Origin of the sequence: Rhodococcoides kyotonense (genome assembly GCF_001645385.1) — a bacterium.
Taxonomy (GTDB): domain Bacteria; phylum Actinomycetota; class Actinomycetes; order Mycobacteriales; family Mycobacteriaceae; genus Rhodococcoides; species Rhodococcoides kyotonensis_B.
Genome location: NZ_LVHI01000022.1, coordinates 14,192 through 35,401 on the forward strand (window position 1 = coordinate 14,192; position 21,210 = coordinate 35,401).

Genomic DNA, 21,210 nt, shown 5'->3' on the forward strand with positions numbered 1-21,210 from the left:
CCAGACCTACTGGTTACCGTCAAGGCAACCTAGTACCCATCGGATACCATGAACGTATGAGTCAGACCGTGGATGAGTGCGACCGGAACGACGTGTACGCGGCCATGTGTCCGTGCCGCGACATGCTCGACCTGCTCGCCAACAAGTGGAGCGCCCTGGCCATCGGTGCGCTCGAAGACGGGCCGCAACGCAACGGGCAACTCAAACGACGCTTGGAAGGCGTCAGCCCCAAGGTGCTGTCCCAGACCCTCAAGCGTCTCGAAGACCACGGCCTGCTCACTCGCACCGTCTACCCCGAGGTTCCCGCTCGCGTGGAGTACGAACTTACTGACCTCGGACACAGCGCAGCCGCCCCGTTGAAGCATCTGCGCGACTGGGTTGAACACAACGTCGGAACCGACCAGTAGCGACCCCCTCGGCGCTACATCGAGCCAGGAGTCCCGGCCTCCGCGTAATACCGCGTCAACACAGACGAGGCGTCGCGGTCGCCGTCACCGGACACGACAGAGTTCAGCAGGTACCGGTACCCGTCACCGGTCGTCATCACCCTAATTGATAACGTCACACCTAGAAGGTGCGAAGTAACCGACGCGCGAGCACAGGAGCGCTTCTGTCATTTCGAAGGCGAGACTTCGCGCGATTGGGATTCGCCGGGCCATCCTTCTTCTCTTTCGTCGAACGTCACCGCAACACCGTGTCGCTGGGGTTCGTGAAATCTTCTTCCGGAAGCGAAACCCAGGTACTGCGCCATGAGGAACTCGCCGCAGCGATGCACAGGCGTTCGACAGTTCGGTCGCACGAACCGATCGTTTGTTAACGGACGGCACTGTACGTCGATCGAAAGTCGCGCCGACACCCCCTGCGAATTCGCGTCGCGGGATAGTTTGCCAGGATCCGGCGATCAGCGTGGTGCGCATCAAGGAGGTGCGCAGCGGCCTCAGCACGAGGAGCCTGCCCGCGAGGCCGACCACCCCGCCCCTAGGAACGGTAGGAGTGCGACGTCGGGGCGAGCTGGGGGCCACCCCCCGAGACCGAAAGTAGCACCGCAGCGACGATAAGCGCCACGCCAACCAGGGTGGTCGTCAGCTCCCCGACCAACGAACCGATCCATCCGCGTTCCTGGAGGTCTCGGAACATCCTTATGCTCAGCCCGAACGTTCCGTTCGAGCTGCGAACCGATCGTCTCGATGCGTCGTGGCAGACGCCTCAGCTGTCCACCGATGACCTGGAGTTGCACGCGGCCGTCGGCGAACATCTCCCTTGAGTCCATCGCCAGACGTATGAAATGAGGAGTTCGAGCAAGGGCCCGATCGACCAAGTCGTAGTCGGCAACGAGCTGGCACAGCGTTCCCTCGAGTGACACGAAGGAAACGACTGGCGTTCTCCTCCGCTGTTGGGGACGTCGGGTCGGCTGAAATAATGGCCGGGACGATACGGTGGCGAGTCAGAGCGCCGTGATCCACCGCGCGATCTCGTCAGCGAGCTCGTCGCTATTGTCTTCGACCATCAGCATGTGGCCGTTCCCAGCGAGAACAGGCAGTTCGGACGACCAGAAGGTGACGGCGGCGCCCTGATCGGTGAGCCAGGCCACGATGTCCTGATCCAGCTGCGAGGGGTGGTCGGTATCGGCTCCACCCGTGAAGACGAGAATCGGCTTGTTCGTGAACGCGTCGGTCGGCCCGATCCTCATTTGGCTCCCACCGATGTTCTGACGCTGATAAAGCATCCGGGCCGGGATCGGCCGAAGGGTGCGGCGGAACACCTCGATGCACTCGCGGGGGAACCGCCGGCTGGGTCCGATGGCCTTGTCGTTCACGAAGGCGCTTGTGGGTTCCCAGAAACCCATCTTCGGGATGGTCCAGTCGATGGCCGCTCCACGGATGGAGACCTCCTGGTCGGACTCCCTCACGATCTCGGGCACCGCCTGTACATTTCCAGGCGGGCCCGGAGCGACGGCTACGAGCCCGTCGATGAGATCGCCATGCGTCTCTAGGAGGCGGAAGCCAATCGGACCTGCCATCGAGTGCACGACCAGCACGACGTTCCGGCCGAGACCAGAGAGGAACACGCCCATCCCTCGGCACACGCTCTCATAGTCCAGCCGCGCAGACGCCGCACGATCATCGACGTGTTGGGCCGCCTCATAGGACAACCCCAGCCAGTCCACCACCAGCACACCGTAGCCAAGCGATACCAATCGTGCCGCCCAGCCCTGTCGGCCGTCGGGCGTCTCGAGATAGCACTCCTTCGAGACACCACCCCCGTGCACGAGGACGATCCACCGAGCAGGCGCACCCGACGGCGCCAGTTCGGTGTACGAGATCGGCGCGACGTCGTCTGGGCGTGAAATCGAATCCATAGCTTCCCCAGGCCTGTTAGGCAATGACGGCGTCGAGGGCCCGTGCGAGCCTCTCCGGATGCGTGAGCATCACCAAATGGCTTCCGTCGATCTCGATCGTGCGCGGACTATCAAGCCGCCCGGCCGCGGCCTGGTAGATCTCAGCGGGAACGGCCTGGTCCTGAGCGAGGAACACATAACTTGACGGGATGCTGCTCGCCCAGAACTGGTCGAGGCGGATCGGCTCATTGGACCAGCCTGCCGGCGTTGGGACGAGCCTCGGCTCGAGCGCGGCGAGCTGCTGCTGCTCGAACGGGGACATGTCCTGCATAGACGCGGCCCAGAGCTCAGGCGGCATGACGATGGTGTTGTCGTCGGACTGACTCGCAAGCGCCTTCATCGCTGCGACCAACGGATCGGGGAGCACGTCGTTAATGGTCTCGCCGTCGCGCAGCACCCAGGCGTCGACGAAGACGACCCGGCCGATGCGCTCGGGCATCGCCTCAGCGACGAGTTGGATGAGCGGACCTCCGCCGCTATGACCGACGAGCACGATGTCGAGCTGGGTGAGCTCTCTTACCTGATCGATCAGATCGCGCGCCATCATGCTCATCGTGACGCCGGAGCGGTCCACGTCACCGTCTTCGAGACCGCGCAGCGTCGGCGCGATCACCTCGTGCCCCATTCTGCGCAATTCGTCGGCGACGCCGTCCCACGCCCAGCCGCCTACCCATCCGCCGTGCACCAGTACGATCTGCATTGATCATCCTCTTCGCATATTTATCTGCTGAGCAGAACTTGTTCCTAACTAGAAGACACAATAGCTTGCGCGGCGCCAACAGTCCAGCATGGCTCGAGCTCTCTTCAGAACGCGCCGAACGACCCCTGCACCAGGTCGCAGGGGAAAGAGACGACGAGCCTTCAGGAGGTCAGGTCGGCCAGACGTACGGCTGCCTCATCGAGGAGTGCGACGAGGGTCTTCACCTTGCGGGGAGGCAAGCGGAACACCGGGGCAGATGCGTTGATCGCCAACCGCAGCCCGCTCGCCGAGGGAACGGCCACGGCCACCGAGGCCACGCCCTCCTCGCTCTCCTCCCGGTTCGTTGCATAGCCCTGCTTCGCGACAAGATCCAGTTGTGCGAGGAGCTCGGTCTTGGTACGGATCGACTGCGGAGTCACCTGTGAGAGTTGCTCGTCGGGGTAGAGACGGTCCAATTGTTCTCGCGGGAGCTGCGCCAGGAGAACCTTTCCCGTGGAGGTGCAATGGGCCGGCATCTCCTTGCCCAACCGTGAAGCGACTCGCACCGCCGTCGTCGGTTCCGCGACCGGGGTCGTGCCCGACGTGAACCAGATCCAGCTCAGCCCCGACATCGCCCGTACCGTTCCTCGACGCGCGCACGAGGTGCTCGGTATCGTGACCGAGAGCTGGAGCCCGCTCGGCCGCGGGCCCGAGCTGCGGGAGAACCCGACGATCGTGCAGATCGCGGCGGACGTCGGACGAACGGCGGCACAGGTGGTGCTCCGCTGGCACGTGCAGCAGGGCCTCGTGCCGGTGCCGAGATCGTCAGACCCCAAACGCCTGGTCGAGAACCTCTCGGTCTTCGACTTCCGCCTTAGCACCGACCAGATGGCCACGCTTGCGTCCCTCGACAACGGCGAAGCCGCCGCGCGGGACTCTGACCTGCCCGAGAACGGTCATTAGTCCACCAAGAACACCAAAATCGTCACCGATCTGGTAAATTCAGCGCGCTCTGGAGACGCAGCAGAACGCCTCGCGCGGCTCCTGGACATTCGACTACACGCAGGACCGGCTCTCCGCCATCATGCGCTGCACACACGACCGCTGCCTCGAGACCGCCGACGAATACGGCTCGCCAGGCTTGCCCGGTGGACTTCGGCGACTGCGCGAAGCAACTGACCGGCGGCGAAGGTGATGGCTCGAACGTAGGCGCGATCTGCCTTGCTCGCCTCACCTTCGGCTCGCTCGACAGCCGCGTCCAAACCATCGCGAAGTCGCGTGCACTGCAGATGGCGGCGAGGGAGAGAGTAAGTTCTGCAGTGTGCCCGATCGGGAACAGGGGGTGGGCTTTAGTACCCCTGCCCGAATTCGCGAAGTCTGGGCCACAGATCGCCGCCGACGACGCCGAAGACCCCTACGTCCGCCAGCATGCCGCCGAAGCCCTGCTTGAGATCAACGAAGACCGGAAAGTCAACGGCCGCTACCTCGCCGTCAAGACCCGACAGAACCTCGCCCGCCTCACCGACTTCGCCGAACACACCCGTCGGTTTCCCTGCCTCTTCCGCCTCGATCAACGCCACCTGTGCACCCCTATCAGCGGGAGCGAGGGTCTCGGGAAGCTTCTCAAGCCGACGGGCAACTCGCTCGGCAGTGCTTGCGAATCGGCGGTACGGACGACCCAACTGTTCGCTCGTGTTGGGGTCCTGGCCGTGCCCCATGAGACGGCGGAGCTGCTCCTCGCTGACCTCACCACCGGGTTCGACGGCGCCAGAAATGTACGCGAGACCCGATCCGAGCCATGAGCCCGGCGGCGTGCTGTTCAGTCGTTCAGCCGGTGGAGCCAGTAGCCGGGTTCGCGGCGCTCGTGGGCGTAGGCGAGGATCAGGATCGTGTCCGGCTCCACCGTGTAGACGATGCGGTACGGGTATCCGCGAACGGCCTTGCTGCGGATCACGGTGCCATCGTCAGCGGTCGTGAATGGTGGGGCGGCGTTCGGCCATTGGTCGAGGTCTTTCCGGGCTTGCCTTGCTCGGTCGATGAGCGCAAGGCCGATCCCTGGCTCCTGGTCTTCGTACCAGCGCACGGCGGCGTCGAACTCCGCGACGGCCTCGGGGTGCTCTCGCTGGGCCAAGGTCATGCGGTGAGCAAGGCGCGCAAACGCTCGTAGTGCTCGTCGGCATCCACCAGATCGACCGCACCCTCACGCACCTCGGCCAGTCGCCGGGTAGCCTCGGCACGCCAGGCTGCATCGACCTCGCTCTCGTCGTCTGCATCATGGAGGCTTTCGAGCAGGGCGTTAGCGACGACCGCGCGCTGATCGGCGTCGAGCGCGAGGCCGTCTCGGATCAGAGTTGCGGTGTCGGGTGTCATGTATTCAAGTGTACGTCGAACGGCCGACAATCGCGCTGGGCGTCTGTGGCTCGGGTTGCGGGGCTGCTGTGAACGTCACGCCGACGCGACGTGCTGCTGATGCTCATAGGCCGCGTGCTGGCCCGTCATGTCGCGGGTCGTTGCGCCGCGGGTCGCGTTCGGTCGGCTCGCGGAGTTGCCGTTCGCGTTCGGCGAGTGCTTGCTGCCTTGCTTCGTGCTCGGCGCGGGTGGTTTCGATCCGTGCGGCGGCGTCGCGGATCGGTAGCGCGCGGAGGTAGTCGGCCTCGGCTCGGAGCGCGGTGGCTTGCTGGTGCGCCTGTCCTGCTTGCTGTGCTGGGTTCGGCAGTCGCATCCCGACCCGGTGGCGCATCACCGCCTGCGGCCCGTACTCGCTGACCAGCAACGCCCGGCGTTCCTGCTCGTGCCGCTGCCGCAACTCGTCACGGTCGGCTCGCGCGGCCTCGACGTGCTGGGCGGCGTCGATCACGCGGGGATCGGCCTCGGCGCGACGCTCGGCCTGTCGTGCCGCCCACTCGGGCAGGGTGTCGGTGGTGCGGGGTGGTTCGCCCCATGTTTCGCGCACCCGTGCCCGAACCGTCCGGGTGTGCTCGCTCGTCTGGCGGTGCTCCGCGCGGGCCTTGCGCCTGCCGAGCCTGCCGACGGTGGCGAGTCGGCTGCTTGCGGCGGCCTCGCGCTCGACAGCATCGAGATAGGTGGTGCCGTCTGCCTCGGCCTGCACCGTCAACGGTTCCGCGATTTCGGCACGGATGCGCGCCGCCTCGTCCTCGGCGTGGCGGAGCACGTCGGCGTGCTCGTCGTCCTCGGTCTTGTGTGTTGCGCGCTGGGCGTCGAACCTGGCAGCGGTCTGCTCCCAGCGTTCCGCCGCACGTTCGGCTCGTTCGGCTTCGGCGGTGAGGCGGGCGAGTTCTTCGGTGATGAGCTGCACGGGGCCATCGCTGACGAGGCCTTGCACGGCGTCGATGGCTTGGGCGGTGGCGTGGTCGAGGCCACGGTCTGCCGGGTCGCGTTCCATCGCCTCAACGAACCGCGCCCGCGCATCCGCCATATCAGCGGCGACGACGTGGAGTTGGTTCTGTTGGCGGCCTCTCGTCATGCCGACGTAGACGCCTGCCGCGCTCGTCGCCTCCGACAAGGCCGTGTGGGAGGCATCGACGGTTGCGCCTTGGACGCCGTAGGCGGTCGCGGCATACGACAGGTGCGCCCACTCGCTCACGTACTCGGCGGGGAGGGCGACGGTGCGGCTGTGCTTGCCTCCGCCGCTGACTTCGCGGGCGTAGACGCTGCCCTCGTCGGTCACATGCTGCACGATCCATTGCTGCCGGTTTGCCACGCCGAGGTCGCTGCTGTTCTTCCGGGTCTGGATCAGGTCGCCAGCGCCGATGCTCAGCCCGTCGCTGCCGGTCGTCGTCATAGTGTCGTCGACCTCGCCGCGCTCGACCCGCCCGGCGCGGATGTGCTCGTTCAGCTCGGTGGCCTCGTCGTTGGTGGCGACGGTGATCGCTTCGCCGTCGTGGGCGTGGGCGGTGATGTGCTCGCGGGCCGCTTCCTCGTCGGCATGCAAGGTCACGAGGCCCATCGTGGCGAGTCGGTCGAACACGTCGCCGGGGTGCTCCCGGTCACGCATGACCAACGTCAACGCCGCATACTCGGCATCGGTGAACCTGTGGAGTTCGGTCATGTCGTAGGTACGGCCACGAATCTGGGCGGCCATGTCGAGCACCCCGCCGCGCCCGACCGCCGGGAGCTGCGCCCGGTCGCCCACGAACGCGACCGACGCGCCTGCCTCGGCGGTGACGGTCAGCAGAGCGAGGGCGGTGTCCTGGTCGAGCATCCCCGCTTCGTCCACGATCACCCGCTCACCCCGCGACAGCACGGCGTCGTTTGGTGGGCCGGTGTAGATGTTCCCGGTTGCAGGGTCGGTGTCGCCGGGTGCGAGGCGTGTCCATACGCCGTCCTCGTTCCACCGCCACCCATGCGCATACACGAGCGCCGCGACGGAGGTTGCGGGCACGCCGAGTTCTTCGTGGGCGACCTGCGCCGCACGCAACGTCGGCGCAACCACCCGCGAGGATCGCCCGTGCTCGGCTGCAACCTCGATGGCGACGCCGAGCATGGTGGTCTTGCCTGCGCCCGCCGCGCCCTCGACAATCACGAGCGGGTTGGTCGAGGCGACGGCAGCGGCGGCCACGGTCTGCCCGGTGTCGAGTCCGGCGGCTTGCGCAGCGTCGGTCACGTCGGGGTGCTTCGGCTCCCGTTCCGGCGTCGCGGCGGTGAGTTGGTCGCGGAGTGCGGTCTCGGCGGCGACGACGCCAAGGCTGGTGAGGTGGGCGACGTGCTCGGGTTGCACCATGCCCGGCGGCAGCACCGAGAAACAATCCGAGGCGGCGAGTCCGGTGGCGAGGTCGATGAACTCGCGCAACTCCGCCGGGGTCGCTTGCACGCCTGCCTCGGTGGTGATGCGGGTGACGTGCTCTCGCACGGTGTGCGGTGTCCAGGTCGATGCAGCCGCCGCGCAGCGATCCAGCGCACGACTGGCGACCTGTTGCACGCTGAGGTCATCCAGCGATGCCGGCGCAACGGTGTCGGGGTGCTGCAAGCTCTCGGGGTGGTAGCCGGCGTCTCGGAGTTCCTGCTGCCACCACTGCTCGTTCTTCAAGTCCGCCGGTTTCTTGCCGGGCCGCTGGAACGCCCACGCCGCGTCCTGCATCCGAGCGGTCAACACCGGGCCGGGCGTCTCGCCGGGATGCTTCGCTTGCCACTCGGCCTCCATGCGTTCCAGGTTGCGTCTGATCTGCGCCGACCGCTTCGACATGACGGCGTTGAACGGCTCCAACTCCACAACCTCACCGCTTACGGGGTCGAGGGTCAGGCCATGCTCGGAGAGCGTGGCGGCGAGCTGGGGGTGCGCGGCGATCACCGCCGTACCGAGAGCACGGATCGCGCCCTGCTGCTGGAACAACGCCGCCGTGGTCAGCGCCCGCCACTTCCCGCCCGCCCACACCCTCGTGCCAATCTGGAAATGGATATGCCGGTGCGGATCACCCGCACGACTCGTCTTGTGCGTGATCGCGACGGTCTGCATGTGCTCGACCGGCAGCACCTCCTGCGCGCCGCGCGGCCCCGCCAACGTGACCGAATGCTGACCAAGGAAGTGCTGAATCTCCCGCGCCGCATCCCGCTGCGTCGCGTCCAACGCCTCGGACACGTCCGGGTGGAGTGCGGCGGCGACCGACAGGCTCTTCGGCGCGTTGATCGTCATCTCCGCGAACAACGGCGACCCCCGACGCACCTTGCCCGGCTTGCGCGGGGTACCCATCGACTCCCCGGTGTCCGGGTTCACCCAATCGACCCAGGCTTCGTACTCATCCGCCGACAGCGACCGAGCAGCGGTGACCTCGCCGGTCGCGTCGATCACGGCGTACTCGGCCACGGCCTGGTCTGCGCCGAGGTAGTACTCGTCAGCGCGGGAGCGGTCGGCCTCGACATAGGCGCGCGCGGCAGCACCGCTGCCGTGGAACAGCTTCACTCCACCCTTCACTCTGGCCTCCCTCACGAGTCGTCTCGTGAGAGAGGTGCGCACTACGGCCCCGCCGTAAAATACGTGCCTCACTGAGATAGGGGGCAGATGACTGATGGAGCCGAGCGTCAGCGCGAGAGCGTCGCACAGAGTGTCGCTGGCAAGAGTTGGCGTCACAAAGTTCGAGGGAACTTTCGGAGTTCGGTTCGATGAAGTGACTAGTCTTCTCGGCGAACTTCGTGACCTGATTACTGCCCGATGAGTCTTCGGGCAGCGGTGACGACGGAGGCACGGCGGCGTGCGTGTTCGGCGTCGCTCTCGGCTCCGGTGATCATGCGGGCGACCTGCGGTACCGCTGACCACCATCCGGCGAGTGAGAGCACGAGGAACATCAGGTGGTCGGCGTCGAGGTCGCTCGTTACTGTGCCCTTGGCCTGTCCGTCGGTCATGGCGGCGACTTTGTATCCGTAGTATTCGCGCCGCTCGGCCTCGTCGGGTACTTCGGTGTCGAAGACGAGCCCTTCCCAGCGCATGAGCCTGCCGAGTTCGGGGTGCTCGCGGTGGTAGTCGTAGACGCGCCCGGCGTAGTCGCCCACGTCCTCGGTTGCGAATGATTCGACGGGCACGTCGCGGGCTACCTTCGCCAGTTCCTCGCGCAGTACGGTGGCGAAAAGTCTGTCCTTGCCCCCGAAGTGCGTGTAGACGCGCTCCTTGTTCACCCCGGCGGCCTTGGCGATGCGCTCGATGGTCGTGCCGTGCGGCCCGTGCGCGGCGAACTCGGCCACCGCCGCGTCGAGGATGCGGCGCTTCCTGCCCTCAACATCCCAGCCCATCGTTCCCACCTCCCGTCTCGTGCGGTAAACCCAACGCTCACGTTGCGTCTTCGCGGTTAGCCTACTACAGTCAAATCCAACGGAAACGTTGGATTTGGAGTGGTGGTGTCTGCGAACTCGACGGAACAGATAGCGGGAGCAGGCGAGGCGCGCGAGCACCCGGCAGGGAACGGCGTGGTCGTGCTGCTCGTGGTCACGGCGCTGCTGGTGCTCACGCAGTTGTACGCGGCAATCCCGCTGATCGCCCCGATCGGTGCGGAACTCGGCTCTGATGTGACGTTCGCGCTCTCGACGGTGTTCAGCGTGTGCTATGCGGTCGGGTTCCTGATCTGGGGGCCGTTGGCCGATCAGTACGGGCGGAAGCGGATCATGCTCATCGGCCTGGTGTATCTCACCGTCGCGACCATCGCCTGCGGCTTCGCCTCCACGGTGCCGATGCTTGCTGCGCTGCGCGGGGTGCAGGGGGTGATGGCGTCGAGTTTCGCGCCGGTTGCGCTCGCGTATCTGGCCGAAGCGACCCCGCTGAAGCGTCGGGCAACGGCGATCGGGGCCATGTCGACGGCATTCCTCGTTGCCGGGATCGCAGGCCAAGTACTCGCCTCCGCGCTCAGCCTGACGTTGGGCTGGCAGTGGGTGTTCATCCTCTCCGGCATCATGCTCGGCCTCGGCATGATCGGCGTCGCCGTGCTCGTCACCGAGCCGCACAGTCGCAGAGACGATGCGAGCCTGGTGCGTCGCTTCGCCGTAGTCGGGAGGGTCGCCACACGCCCCTCGGTGCTGCTACTGAGCCTCGCGCACCTAACGCTGCTGTTGTCGTTCGTCGGCATGTACACCGGCCTCGGCCCGCACCTGACCGACCTCTGCCTGGACTCATCGCAGGTGATCTGGCTCCGCCTCGTCGGGCTGCCGGGCATGTTCGCCTCCCTCTTCGCGGGCGCTATTGCGAAGCGTCTCGGCGGCGCGGGGGTTGCACGTGCCGGGTTCGCCCTCGCCGCGATTGGGCTGCTGATCGAAGCCGCACTCTCGGCATCCCTCGCGGGCACGGCGCTGGCGAGTCTCGTGTGAGTCACTGGGGTCGCGCTCGCGGTGCCCGCGATGATCACCCTGTTCGGCGAGACCGCCGCCCCGAACCGGGCCGGTGGGATGGCGCTCAACGGATTCGTGCTGTTCCTCGGTGCCAGCGTCGGCCCACTCACTGCCTACCTGGGCTTGGACTTCCCGATCCTGCTCGTCAGTCTCGCCGCGCTCATGGTGCTCGCCGTCGCCAGCCTCACCGGGTTCGCCCGACTCACCCGCACGCCCGCTTCGGAGGTACCTGTATGACTCGCATCCTGATTCTCGGCGCGACCGGGCGCACCGGAGCCGCCATCCTCGCTCATCTCCCCGCAGGCATCGAGGCGACCGCTGCGCTGCGCGATCCGGCAGACACCACGCGGCTCGCCAAGACTGCTGCATCGCTGACCTCCACGGTCGTGAACATCGCTGAGAACGCCAGTCTCACGCAAGCAATGCACGGCATCGACGTCGTCATGAACGCGATCCGACTGCGTGAGGACATCGCCCCGACCGAACTCGTGGCCGTACATGATCGACTCATCGAGGCAAGCACCAAGGCCAACGGCGCTCCGGCCCGGATCGTCACGGTCGGCGGAGCAGGAGCACTCCGACTCCCTGGAGACAGACGGTTCTGGCAAGACCCCCGGTTCCCAGAACCCACACTGCCGCGCGGGAGAGCACACGCCATGCTGCGCGACCACCTCGAAGCGGGCAACGCAGGATCAGAATGGGCGTATCTGATCCCGCCGCCCGTCTACGAACCGGAGGGGCCGACGACAGCACGCTGGGAACGAGTCTCCCCTTCCACAGACGAGACTGCGTTCACCCGACAAGCGATCAGTTATGCCGACTTCGGAGCGGCAGTCGCGGAGACTTCCACCAAGGACGACACTCGCACGCAACTCATCGCATGGCCCAGTGAACTGACAGAAAAGCACCCGATGAGTGGATAGGCGCATCTCCCCGCCGTTGTCGGCTCGGACACGGACGACGCATCGACCTGTGGGCCTGGCGGCGTACAACGTTGTCCGGCTCGTTGTGATCCGTGACGGCACGGCCATCGTGTTCAGCGAGTTCGGACAGCAACCCGTCAGCTTTGGCGACGCGGTGCTGCTGGGGCCGAGCGTGCTGTTCGGCGTCGAACCCGAGGGGCGGGTCACCTATACGACGGTCTACATCGACACCGACATGGCGCTGGATCAGTTCTTCTGGCAACACTCCGCGATCTTGCACGACCGCCTCGACGCCCACGACTTCGCGGGAAAGGTGTACACCGAACCTGCCCAGGTACTGCACCTGGGCCGGGATCGAGCCGGGCGGTTGTTGCCGTGGCTGGACGAGCTGGTCGCCCTCACCGTCGAGGGCAAGTACCTGGAACGGTTCCATCGGATGCAGGCGCTCTGGTTCCTCATCACCGATGTGATCGCGCCGTGCATCCGCGTCTCGACGGTGCGGCTGACCCGGCTGCAACGTGCCCGCGCTCGCCCGTTCTCCGCTCGAAGTCGGGTGCCTGAACCGTTGCGTCGTGAGGCGATGCTGGTGCGCGACGCGCTGCACAGCCGGATCACGCACCCGTGGACGCTCGCGGAACTGGCAGCCCTGGTGCGGCTCTCTCCGAAGCACCTGGTGCGCGTGTTCACGGACACGTTCGGGAAGACCCCGACCGCCTACCTGGTGATGCTCCGCGTGCAAGAGATGGCGCGGCTCCTACGCGAGACGAACATCACCGTCACCGCCACCGGGCAGCGGGTGGGGTGGCGGAGCCGGTCGCGCGCGGTAGAAGCATCCACAGCGCACACCGGAGTGACACCGAGCCGCTACCGAGACATGCGCCCGCTCATGACCGACCTCCCATGACCGAGCCGGTCGCGCTGCCCGGCAAAGTGCCGGAGTGACCGGGAAACGCCCGGCCTGCTCGTCTCCTGCTTCGCCGCGACCGCCGGTGCTTGGTAGGCCGGTTCTTCCCCCTGGTTGCTCGGGGGTGGTCAGAGAAGGGAGGTCGTCATGTCGCTGCTACTCGAACGCCCGGCGACCACGCCGACCGGTCATGAGCCTACAAGGACGCCGCAGTCGCCGCACCCCGCGATAGTGCAGCCGGTCGAGCCGTGGAGTTGCGTCTATGTCACCAGCATCCGTCACCGTCGCATATTGGCGGCGACCGCCTATGACTGTGTGCGCTTCGTGGTCGTGCGCGACGGCTCGATCATCCTCACCGATGCCGATGCCGATGCCGATGCGGGCGGGTCGGCGTCGGTGGGTGATGTGGTGCTGGTCGCCCCGAACGTCGAGTTCGGGTACGAACCCGAGGGCACCGTCACGGTGAGGACAGTGGCAGTGGATACCGATTACTGGTCGAGCAGTTGTTCTGGCAGCACCTCGACGTGCTCGCGGACGGCGAAGCCGCACGCGACCTCGCAACTCACCTGTATCCCGATCCGGTGCAGGTGCTGCGCGTCGGAGAATCGCAGGCCGAACGGCTCGGGCCGATCCTCGATGAACTCGCCACACTCACCGGCGAAGACCAATCGCCGCGCGGCTACTTCCGTGCGTATGCGCTGCTGTTCACGGTGCTCGCCGCCATCGCGCCGCTGGTTCGTCACGCGCCGGTGGAGGTGCCGCCGCTGACCTCTCGGCAGCGGGCCGTGCGGGTCGCGCCTCCCCGGTGGCGGGAGTTCAAGCCGGTGCGCCGCGAGATTATGCGCACGGCGGCGCTCATGCAGAGCAACATCGCCAGGCAGTGGCCGCTCACCGAACTGGACGCGCACGCCTGCCTGTCGCCGAGTCAGCTCAATCGGGTGTTCAAGGACTCGTTCGGGGTGACGCCGCCGGTGTACCTGTCGATCCTGCGCGTACAGGAGATGGCGCGCCTGATCCGCGAAACCGATCTGCTCATCGGCACGATCACCGAACGGGTCGGCTGGTGCCACCACTGCGGGCAAGCCTCGCGCATCTTCCGCCGCTACATGGGCGTGACCCCCATCGAGTACCGGCGCTACGGCCCACCGTCCGCGAGCCGGGCGGGGCCGGGCGTCGGCATCGCCACCGCACGCGCCGACGACTCCCGTGGGAACGGGTGCGCACCTACCTACTGACACCTGCCCACACGACCGGAGGAACCCGACGATGAGCACCGCCACCACGCGACCGCGATACGCTCCGGCGCGCCTGCATGTCGGGGTGGGGGTGACGGTTCCGGCAAATTGCCGGAACCGTGCGACCAGGGCTTTTACTCCCGGCCGGGGTGGTTCCGTCGAATCGGCGGCACCACACTCGCGGGGCGACGGTCGGGGAAAATTTCCCACACCGTCCAGCCTGCGACCTCGGCCCGCTGTGCTGCTCGTTGTGGTTCTCGTGACGGTGGTGGCAAATTGGCACCACCGTCCGACCAGGAGTTTCGCCGTTGCCCCCGCGAACCAAGCCGCATCCGCTGCGACCTCACCGCGACCGTTCACGGTGGTGTCGAATCGCCACCACCGTCGGACCTGCGCTTTCGCTCCGCTCGGCTGGCCGTCACGGGCGCGAACGGTGCCGCAAAATTTGCGGCACCGTTGAGCCGGTTCACGAGGGTACCGAATCGGCACCCCCGTGACATACCCCGTTTGGGGTCGGTCGCAGGTAGCTCCCTGTGGATAAGTCTGCATATAGTACCTCAACTCGATGCCAGGTACTAGATGTACCCGGCCATGAGGTTGGTGGCGTTTCCGGTCTTGTGAAAGGGGAGAACCTCCGGGCTTAGTGGAGATGTCTGACGTCTTCACGAACTCGGAGGTTCTCGTGTCCCACCGTAATGCCCGCTTGACCGTGCACGGCAGGCTGCTCATCGTCCATCGTGCCGGTGCCGGGTGGAAGCAGGCGCATATCGCCGCGGCAATGGGCGTGTCCCGACGCTGCGTGAAGCGGTGGCTGGACCGCTACCGCGCCGAGGGTGAAGCCGGTCTCTACGATCGCTCCTCGCGGCCTCACCACGTCGCCAACCGCACCCCCGATGCCAGGGCCGCGGCGGTGGTCGCGATCCGGAAGAAGGAACGAGTCGGCCGTGACGAGGTCGCGGCCCGCACCGGGGTGCCGGCGCGGACGGTGTCGCGCATCATCGCCCGGTCCGGGCTGCCTCGTCTGGTCGATCTGGACCCGATGACCGGGGAGCGGATCCGCGCGTCGAAGACCACAGCGGTCCGCTATGAACGCGAGCAGCCCGGCGAGCTGGTGCACATGGACGTGAAGAAGCTCGGTCGCATCCCCGACGGCGGCGGGTGGAAGGCGCACGGCAGAGCGATGGGCTCCACAGCCGCCCGGAAACAGACCGTCGTCGGCTACGACTACGTGCACTCCGTCGTCGACGACCACTCCCGGCTCGCATACTCCGAGGTCCTCCCCGACGAGAAGGGCCCGACCTGCGCCGCGTTCCTCGAACGCGCCATCGGCTACTTCGCCGCGCACGGCATCCCCCGCATCGAGCGGCTGATCACCGACAACGCCTGGGCCTACCGATGGTCGCTGCGCGGCGTCTGCGGCGCGCACGGCATCCGGCAGAAGTTCATCAAACCGCACTGCCCGTGGCAGAACGGCAAGGTGGAGAGGTTCAACCGGACCCTGCAAACCGAATGGGCCTACCGGCAACCGTTCACCTCGAACGACGACCGCACCGCAGCACTTGACCCCTGGCTCGAGCACTACAACACTGGACGACGCCACTCAGCCCTCGGAGGCAACCCCCCGATCAGCCGACTGCAACCAACGTCCTGACCCCGTACAACTAGATGTTGTGGTTTGCCTGTCGTACCTGTCTACATGGATACCTCGACGCAGACCACCACAACCACGCCCGAACCAGCCTCGACCGATGCCCCCGAACCACTCGGCGCACGCCTCGCGCGGGAGAGCCGCGCAGCGCAGGGCCTGCCTCCGGTCATCGCTGACCCACGGGTGCGTGAGCAACTGCAAGCCCTCTGCGGCCTGCCGAAGGCGCGGGGGCGTTAGGCGCGCCAGACGAACTCGACCCGATGTGCGAGAATCCCCGCCCGGTACACCTCACGGCGGGCATGAAACGCTTCGACGGTCTCATTGCGCCGCCTCGCCGGTGTCGCGCCGTTCATCCCCCTGGGCAGGGCGTGAACGAGGACGGCTTCAAGGACGAGACTGGCGGCCTGGTGCTGCCACATCGGGGTACGGTCGGCCCACTCCTGTGCGACGGTCGTCATATCAATCGACGGGCCAGTGTGCTCCGGCACCGTGGCGGCGTACTCGCGGCGGGTGCGTTCGATGCGTTCGGCGATCCGTGAGCGTTGCCGCACCCACATCGACTTGTCGATCAACCCGTCGTAGTAGTCATCATCGAGCCGGGCGAGGCGTTCCCGGTCGGCATCGAGCGTCGCGGCAAGCCCCACTCGTGCGGCCTGATCCGCGCCCGGAGACTGGCGCTTGGCGGGGTTGAGGGTGATCTGCTCGAACGTCGCGAGCACGGCTTCCTCCACGAGTTTGGTGAGGTCGCCGGAACGGATCGAGCGGTTGCACCCGCCCGGCACCTGTTGCACACACTGATACACCTGGCCGCGATGCAGCATGGCGCGTCCGCAGGTCGAGCAGCGGATCAGACCCGAGAACGGATACAGCCGTTTCGCCGCCCCACTGCCGGGCTGATGGAAGTTTCGGGCCTGCTTGCGGGCATCGAGCACATCGGAGACCTGCTGCCAGGTGTCCTCGTCCAAGATCGCGGGCCACGCGGCGGTCGTCTGCATCAGGGAGGTTTTCGACCGGGTGCCGTCCGGCAACAACGGTCGATACTCCCGTACCCCCTTGATCGAGGGGTTGCGCAGCACCAGTTTGAGTGTCCGATCCGACCACCGGCACCCGTGCGTCGTACGGATACCCCGCCGGTTCCAGTCGGTGAGAATCCGGTACAACGTCTCTCCGGCCAGCACCCGCCGCGCGGCTTCCCGCACCAACTCGGCAGCCTCGGGGTCGATCACGAGCGTGTGGTTCTCGGCGCGGTAGCCGAACGGCACCTGCCCACCATGCCAAGTGCCCTCGATGGCCTGCTGCTTCGCCGCCCGAGCGACACGGCGGGCGGTGTCGGCTGAGGACTTGTTCGCCATCGCGACCAGCACCCGCGCCATCGCCACATCAGAATCCGTATCCAACCTCAGCGAGCCGGTCACGGAGCGGACGCTGAAGCCGTTGAGTACCTTGGCGTCGATCAGGTCTTCCAAGTCTCTCGGGTCGCGCACCGCCCGATCCAGGTCGTAGGCGATCATCACCCCGGCGCGCTGCTCGCTGAGGTGCTTCAACATCGCGCGGAACTCCGGGCGCACCACGCGCCGCACCCGCTCACCCGTCGGGAGTGTGATCGTGCGCTGCTTGAACGCCGACGTGTCGTTCTCCCGGTACACCTGGGCGACTTCCCACCCGTGCGCTGCCGCATACGCCCGGCAGTCAGCTTCCTGCCGGTCAACACCGCGCTCGGTGCCCTCGGGATCATCACTGATCCGCACATACACCACCGCCCGCAACGACGGCGACGCCTGCGCCGTCGCCTGGTCGTTCGGCTCATTGCCTGCGGTTCGTTCCTGCTGATCGTGGCTCATCTCAGCCACCGCCTTCCTAGCTCTCATCGAGAGGTAGGTGCGTTTACAGAACCTCGGCTAGCCGGCTACTGGTGAAGAAAGCCGGTTCGCGGAGGGTGTCGCCTTTGGCGATATTGAAGTCGTCGATGCCGTGCAAGAGCAGGTTCATCTTGGCGATTGCCGAGGTGGTGAGTACCTTCTCCTGGCCGTACAACTTGCCGAGGAGGGTCTTGGCGTTGCCACCGGTCTCCTCGACGTGGTTGATGACCTCGATGAGCATGCCGCCGGTCCCGCAGGCGGGATCGTAGATGCTCTCGCCTTCCTGCGGGTCGAGGATGTTCACCAGTAGCGCCACCACGGAGCGCGGGGTGTAGTACTCACCGGCCTTCTTGTTGGACTGATCGGCGAACCGCTTGATGAGGTACTCGTAGGCGTTGCCGAACACGTCAGGAGAGACGGCGGCGTTCGACAGGGTCTTGGATGAGAAGTGCTCGATGAGGTCTGCGAGTTTGGCGTCGGGCAGCTTCTCCTTGTTGGTCCAACTCGCGGAGCCGAACACCCCGTAGAGGGTGCCAGGGTTGGCGTTCTCGATCTCACGGAACGCTGCCTGGAGGGCCGCGCCGATGTTCTCGGTACGCTCGCGGACAGCTTCCCAGCTGTGGCCGTCGGGGATGACGAAGCGATGATTCTCGTCGAACTCGGCGAAGTCGAAATCGCCGCCGGACTCTGCGAGGGCCTGAGCGAACTCTTCGGCGTAGACGTCGGAGATTCGCTTGAAGAACATCAGCGGGAAGATGTACGCCTTGAAATCCGCCTGATCGATGCTCCCTCGGAGGATGTCCGCAGCCCTGGCCAGATAGTTCTCCAATTCGGACAATGAAATGGGCACCGCCAGCTCGGCGTATGACCTAGCCAATTCCAAGGCTTCGTCTTCGGTCATGGTGGGCGTAACCGTCCTAAATGATTGGCGGGCGAGGGCATTTGGCACCGCGCTAGCGGGCTGAACGCGGGGGCTGATGAGCACTAGATAAGAGAGCCTTGTCAGTAACGTATCCGGTGGGTCAGACCCCGATGGAGTCCTGTCCGGCATTTCACCCTCGTGGGGCAGGTGTCTGTCGAACCTGCCCCACGAGGGTTGGCCGTTATCTCTTAGGTTGCCGTGGTGTCGAGTTCGATATTGAAGCGGACGGCGTCCAGCAGACTGGACGAGAGGTTCTCGCTCGCCGCGGTGATGGTCTCCGCAGCGTCCCGGAGTCGTTCGACTTCCGCGAGTGCGGCGATTAGGCGCTTCTGGTCGTCCATCGGGACCAGGGGGATCTCGAGGTCGGTGAGCTTCGCCCGCTGGATGGTGGTGCCGACCAGGAACCTCCTGTTCCAGGATCCGCTGAGCATCGCTGCCAGGTAGTGGGGATCCACGACGTCGGGCTTGAGCACTCTTATCCTGTCGACGACTGGTGACAGGTAATGTCCACCGTCTTCGTCGACTAGGGCGCCGATATCAGTTTGTGTGAGGACCAGGACGTCTGAGGGCTTGGACAGATTCTCGACGTTCTTGACCAGATCTGGATTGGCCCGGTCGGGGAGTTCCCCGGAGGTGATCGCCCGTGCGCCCACGATGGTGGCCTTGAGTTCATCGCTGGGATTCCGCATTGCACGGCCTCTGCTCCGTTCGATGACGCCTTCGCGGATGAGTTCCTTGACGGTTAGGGGTCGCGAGGGGGCGTCTTGGGCAAACGTGATCCGCCCGGAAGCATTTGTCAGGGCCTGGGTGGCGTCGCGCATCGCCGTGGTCGCGGTGGCGTAAGCGGCCTGAACGTCATCGGCGGAGCGTTCATTGGTAGCGAGCCAGCGTTGTGGGGTCAGTTGGGCCTCGTCGTCCACGATGTCTTCTACCGGCACCCGGACATGGGGAACCTCTGCCAGTGCGGACCCGTCCGACAGCCACCGGGCCACACGCTTCTCTGCGTCGTCGACGTCTGAGGCGTCGATGAACAGCACGTCAGAGTGTTCGTTGTTCGGCCGGCGTAGCACCCATAGTGCGAGGGGTATGGAGGTGTAGGCGGCCATCCCACCGGGCAGGCCGACGATGGTCTCGACGCAGCCTTGCCGCAGGATCTCGGCACGGATCTGCCCCTCGACGCCCCCGCGGAAGAGCGGACCGTGGGGCGTGATGATGAAAGCGCGGCCGGTGTCGGCCAGGTGCGTGATGGCGTGCTGTATCCAGGCTGTGTCAGCGTTGCTGGCCGGCGGTGCGCCGAAGTTGAAGAACCGGGGGTCGGTCAGTCGGGAGTCGAGGTCCATCCGCATCGCGAACGGGGGCTCGGCGATGACGACGTCGGCGCGCAGCCCCGGATCGGGGTCGGTGCGCAGGATGTCGCCCTCCGCTAGATGGAGCGGTACCCGGTGTAGGGCCGCTCGGGCCTCCGCGATCGCAAGGGCTTGATCGTTGATGTCGTGGCCGATGTAGCTATCGAAATTGCTGGTGTCGCGGAGCGCGATCAAGGCGGACGCGATACCGCAGGCGGGGTCGTACACCACACCACCGGGATGGTTCGCGGCCACTGAGGCAAGCAGGTGGCTGGTGCGTGAGCTGATGATGTCCGACCAACTGCCCCTTCGGCCTTCGGCGTGGGCGGTGCGCTCGAGGACGTAGTCCACGACCGAGGCCAGAGCGGACTCGTCGACCGACTCGACGACCTCCCGAACCTGCTTGATTCGGTGCTGGTCGTCGCCCTGCGGAGCTGTCAGGCGCGACAGCTCGAGGGACGCCGGGGCGTCGTCTCCCATTACTCGCTCGGCGGCAACGGCGAGCACGATCATGGCGGACTGCTCGGGCGAGTACTGGCCGCGGAGTGTGTTCATCGCGGCCCAGACCTTCGCCTCTATCGACACGCGTTCGACGGCGTAATGCTTCTTGGTGAGCCAGGCCTGCACCTCGGGCAGGGCGTACAGCGGCTTGCTCTTCGTGCCGGCGACCTGCTTGGGGAAGTCGGCGTGCCGACGGCGCCAGTTGCTGACCGCTGCGCGGGAGACCCCGGCGAGGTCGGCGATGTCGCTCGCGGCGACGAGGGACGCAGGGGAGGGGGACGGGCTGCTCATGCTGCACCTTCGAGGTTGATCTGGCGGGGGGTAAAGGTCACTGTCTGGGAGGCGGCCATCTGAAGTCTCTTGGCCAGTGAGGTTCGGTGTGCCACGACGGTGACCTTGACGCCGTGGCCGCCGAGGGTGGCGACCGTTTTTGTGAAGATCCCGTCTCCGGAAACGAGGACAACTTCGTCGAACCGGACTGCGACGTTCTCGTTATTCAGGACGTCCAGTAGGGCGTGGTCCGCGCCGTCGATTCCGGTTCCGACGACCATCCGGGCGGAGGTCCACACGGGCCCGACGTGGATTGCGCCCGCCTTGCTCACTCCGATGATCACCTGCTCCTGATGTCTCAGTCCGAGTGTGGAGTCGAGCACCCTCTGCACCCATCTCGCTTCGGCGAGTGTCCGGATCGCCCCTCCGGAGATGTTCTCGATGTCGATCAGGATCAGGCGCCTTCCTCGCAGTGACGGTGGGCGCATCTTGAGCTGGGTGGTGGCGGTTTCGGCGGTCCGGACGTGCTGTGCGCTTGTTCTGTTCATGGTTATCACCGTAGACCCTGTTTCGTCCGAGCGCAAGTGTTAATCGAGAAACAGCGTGCGCATCAGGCGACTGTGAATCGGGGCCGGCGCCCACGAGCGGCCCGTTCGTGTCGTTGGGGTACACCCGTGCGGGACGATGCGCCGCCGGCA

22 protein-coding genes are annotated in these 21,210 nt (G+C 66.1%); 10 read left to right on the top strand and 12 right to left on the bottom strand.

Features of this window, described 5'->3' with window-relative positions:
- Positions 1-56: 56 nt before the first annotated feature.
- Together A3K89_RS15705 and A3K89_RS26605 are read left to right on the top strand one after the other, a co-directional pair.
- Positions 57-407: a winged helix-turn-helix transcriptional regulator gene (locus tag A3K89_RS15705; RefSeq protein WP_024476679.1), complete on the top strand. Its 351-nt coding sequence runs from the start codon at positions 57-59 to the stop codon at positions 405-407.
- A gap of 734 nt (positions 408-1,141) precedes the next feature.
- Positions 1,142-1,264 carry a hypothetical protein gene (locus A3K89_RS26605; protein WP_005054939.1) on the top strand — a complete coding sequence of 41 codons (123 nt, stop codon included), beginning with the start codon at positions 1,142-1,144 and terminating at the stop codon, positions 1,262-1,264.
- Positions 1,265-1,444: 180 nt separating this feature from the next.
- On the opposite strand, the gene A3K89_RS15710 is transcribed toward A3K89_RS26605, so the two are convergent.
- The 3 genes from A3K89_RS15710 to A3K89_RS25490 all read right to left on the bottom strand — a co-directional run bounded on the left by A3K89_RS15710 (position 1,445) and on the right by A3K89_RS25490 (position 3,709).
- Positions 1,445-2,359, bottom strand: coding sequence for an alpha/beta fold hydrolase (locus A3K89_RS15710; protein ID WP_024476680.1), 915 nt, complete (start codon positions 2,357-2,359; stop codon positions 1,445-1,447).
- A gap of 16 nt (positions 2,360-2,375) precedes the next feature.
- Entirely contained in the window at positions 2,376-3,098 is a 723-nt protein-coding gene (locus A3K89_RS15715; RefSeq protein ID WP_024476681.1) for an alpha/beta fold hydrolase, read from the bottom strand.
- Positions 3,099-3,259: 161 nt separating this feature from the next.
- A complete protein-coding gene (locus A3K89_RS25490) occupies positions 3,260-3,709 on the bottom strand; it encodes an IclR family transcriptional regulator (protein ID WP_084423838.1) in 450 nt (149 codons plus the stop codon).
- Here A3K89_RS25490 and A3K89_RS26785 point away from each other — a divergent pair.
- Positions 3,591-4,040, top strand: coding sequence for an aldo/keto reductase (locus A3K89_RS26785; protein ID WP_024476682.1), 450 nt, complete (start codon positions 3,591-3,593; stop codon positions 4,038-4,040). The two genes, A3K89_RS25490 and A3K89_RS26785, sit on opposite strands and share 119 nt — an antisense overlap.
- Before the next feature lie 49 nt (positions 4,041-4,089).
- Positions 4,090-4,272: a hypothetical protein gene (locus A3K89_RS26615; RefSeq protein WP_168212703.1), complete on the top strand. Its 183-nt coding sequence runs from the start codon at positions 4,090-4,092 to the stop codon at positions 4,270-4,272.
- Between the two features lie 154 nt (positions 4,273-4,426).
- Here A3K89_RS26615 and A3K89_RS26730 read toward each other — a convergent pair whose 3' ends face one another.
- The 5 genes from A3K89_RS26730 to A3K89_RS15750 all read right to left on the bottom strand — a co-directional run bounded on the left by A3K89_RS26730 (position 4,427) and on the right by A3K89_RS15750 (position 9,818).
- Complete coding sequence (locus A3K89_RS26730) at positions 4,427-5,005, bottom strand: relaxase domain-containing protein (RefSeq protein ID WP_174524654.1); 579 nt, start codon at positions 5,003-5,005, stop codon at positions 4,427-4,429.
- Positions 4,897-5,214: a type II toxin-antitoxin system RelE/ParE family toxin gene (locus A3K89_RS15735; RefSeq protein ID WP_024476684.1), complete on the bottom strand. Its 318-nt coding sequence runs from the start codon at positions 5,212-5,214 to the stop codon at positions 4,897-4,899. Before A3K89_RS15735 ends, A3K89_RS26730 begins: the two co-directional genes overlap by 109 nt.
- Complete coding sequence (locus A3K89_RS15740) at positions 5,211-5,447, bottom strand: addiction module protein (RefSeq protein WP_024476685.1); 237 nt, start codon at positions 5,445-5,447, stop codon at positions 5,211-5,213. Before A3K89_RS15740 ends, A3K89_RS15735 begins: the two co-directional genes overlap by 4 nt.
- Positions 5,448-5,550: 103 nt before the next feature.
- Complete coding sequence (mobF, locus tag A3K89_RS15745) at positions 5,551-9,006, bottom strand: MobF family relaxase (RefSeq protein ID WP_024476686.1); 3,456 nt, start codon at positions 9,004-9,006, stop codon at positions 5,551-5,553.
- 227 nt (positions 9,007-9,233) lie between these two features.
- Entirely contained in the window at positions 9,234-9,818 is a 585-nt protein-coding gene (locus tag A3K89_RS15750; RefSeq protein WP_024476687.1) for a TetR family transcriptional regulator, read from the bottom strand.
- Between the two features lie 174 nt (positions 9,819-9,992).
- Here A3K89_RS15750 and A3K89_RS15755 point away from each other — a divergent pair, with 174 nt between their 5' ends.
- From A3K89_RS15755 to A3K89_RS15775, 6 genes are all read left to right on the top strand, one after another.
- Entirely contained in the window at positions 9,993-10,883 is an 891-nt protein-coding gene (locus A3K89_RS15755; protein ID WP_197425748.1) for an MFS transporter, read from the top strand.
- 30 nt (positions 10,884-10,913) lie between these two features.
- The gene (locus A3K89_RS26400; protein ID WP_197425747.1) at positions 10,914-11,141 is read left to right on the top strand and encodes a hypothetical protein; all 228 of its coding nucleotides are present in this window, start codon (positions 10,914-10,916) and stop codon (positions 11,139-11,141) included.
- A complete protein-coding gene (locus A3K89_RS15760) occupies positions 11,138-11,827 on the top strand; it encodes an NAD(P)-dependent oxidoreductase (RefSeq protein WP_024476688.1) in 690 nt (229 codons plus the stop codon). The genes A3K89_RS26400 and A3K89_RS15760 overlap by 4 nt, the downstream gene beginning before the upstream one ends.
- On the top strand, positions 11,820-12,731 hold the full coding sequence (locus tag A3K89_RS15765; protein WP_217266265.1) for a helix-turn-helix transcriptional regulator: 912 nt from the start codon (positions 11,820-11,822) through the stop codon (positions 12,729-12,731). The genes A3K89_RS15760 and A3K89_RS15765 overlap by 8 nt, the downstream gene beginning before the upstream one ends.
- 503 nt (positions 12,732-13,234) lie before the next feature.
- Positions 13,235-13,966, top strand: a complete 732-nt coding sequence (locus A3K89_RS15770; RefSeq protein WP_051317669.1) for a helix-turn-helix transcriptional regulator — start codon at positions 13,235-13,237, stop codon at positions 13,964-13,966.
- A 682-nt stretch (positions 13,967-14,648) separates the two neighbouring features.
- Positions 14,649-15,617: an IS481 family transposase gene (locus A3K89_RS15775; RefSeq protein WP_101852925.1), complete on the top strand. Its 969-nt coding sequence runs from the start codon at positions 14,649-14,651 to the stop codon at positions 15,615-15,617.
- Between the two features lie 230 nt (positions 15,618-15,847).
- Here the strand turns inward: A3K89_RS15775 and A3K89_RS15780 are convergent, their stop codons facing one another.
- The 4 genes from A3K89_RS15780 to A3K89_RS15795 all read right to left on the bottom strand — a co-directional run bounded on the left by A3K89_RS15780 (position 15,848) and on the right by A3K89_RS15795 (position 21,060).
- Positions 15,848-17,455 carry a recombinase family protein gene (locus A3K89_RS15780; protein WP_024476692.1) on the bottom strand — a complete coding sequence of 536 codons (1,608 nt, stop codon included), beginning with the start codon at positions 17,453-17,455 and terminating at the stop codon, positions 15,848-15,850.
- A gap of 43 nt (positions 17,456-17,498) precedes the next feature.
- Positions 17,499-18,458: a class I SAM-dependent DNA methyltransferase gene (locus A3K89_RS15785; protein WP_254303548.1), complete on the bottom strand. Its 960-nt coding sequence runs from the start codon at positions 18,456-18,458 to the stop codon at positions 17,499-17,501.
- Between the two features lie 125 nt (positions 18,459-18,583).
- Entirely contained in the window at positions 18,584-20,533 is a 1,950-nt protein-coding gene (locus A3K89_RS15790) for an N-6 DNA methylase (protein WP_068427662.1), read from the bottom strand.
- Entirely contained in the window at positions 20,530-21,060 is a 531-nt protein-coding gene (locus tag A3K89_RS15795; RefSeq protein WP_068427664.1) for an NYN domain-containing protein, read from the bottom strand. Before A3K89_RS15795 ends, A3K89_RS15790 begins: the two co-directional genes overlap by 4 nt.
- Positions 21,061-21,210 lie beyond the last annotated feature (150 nt).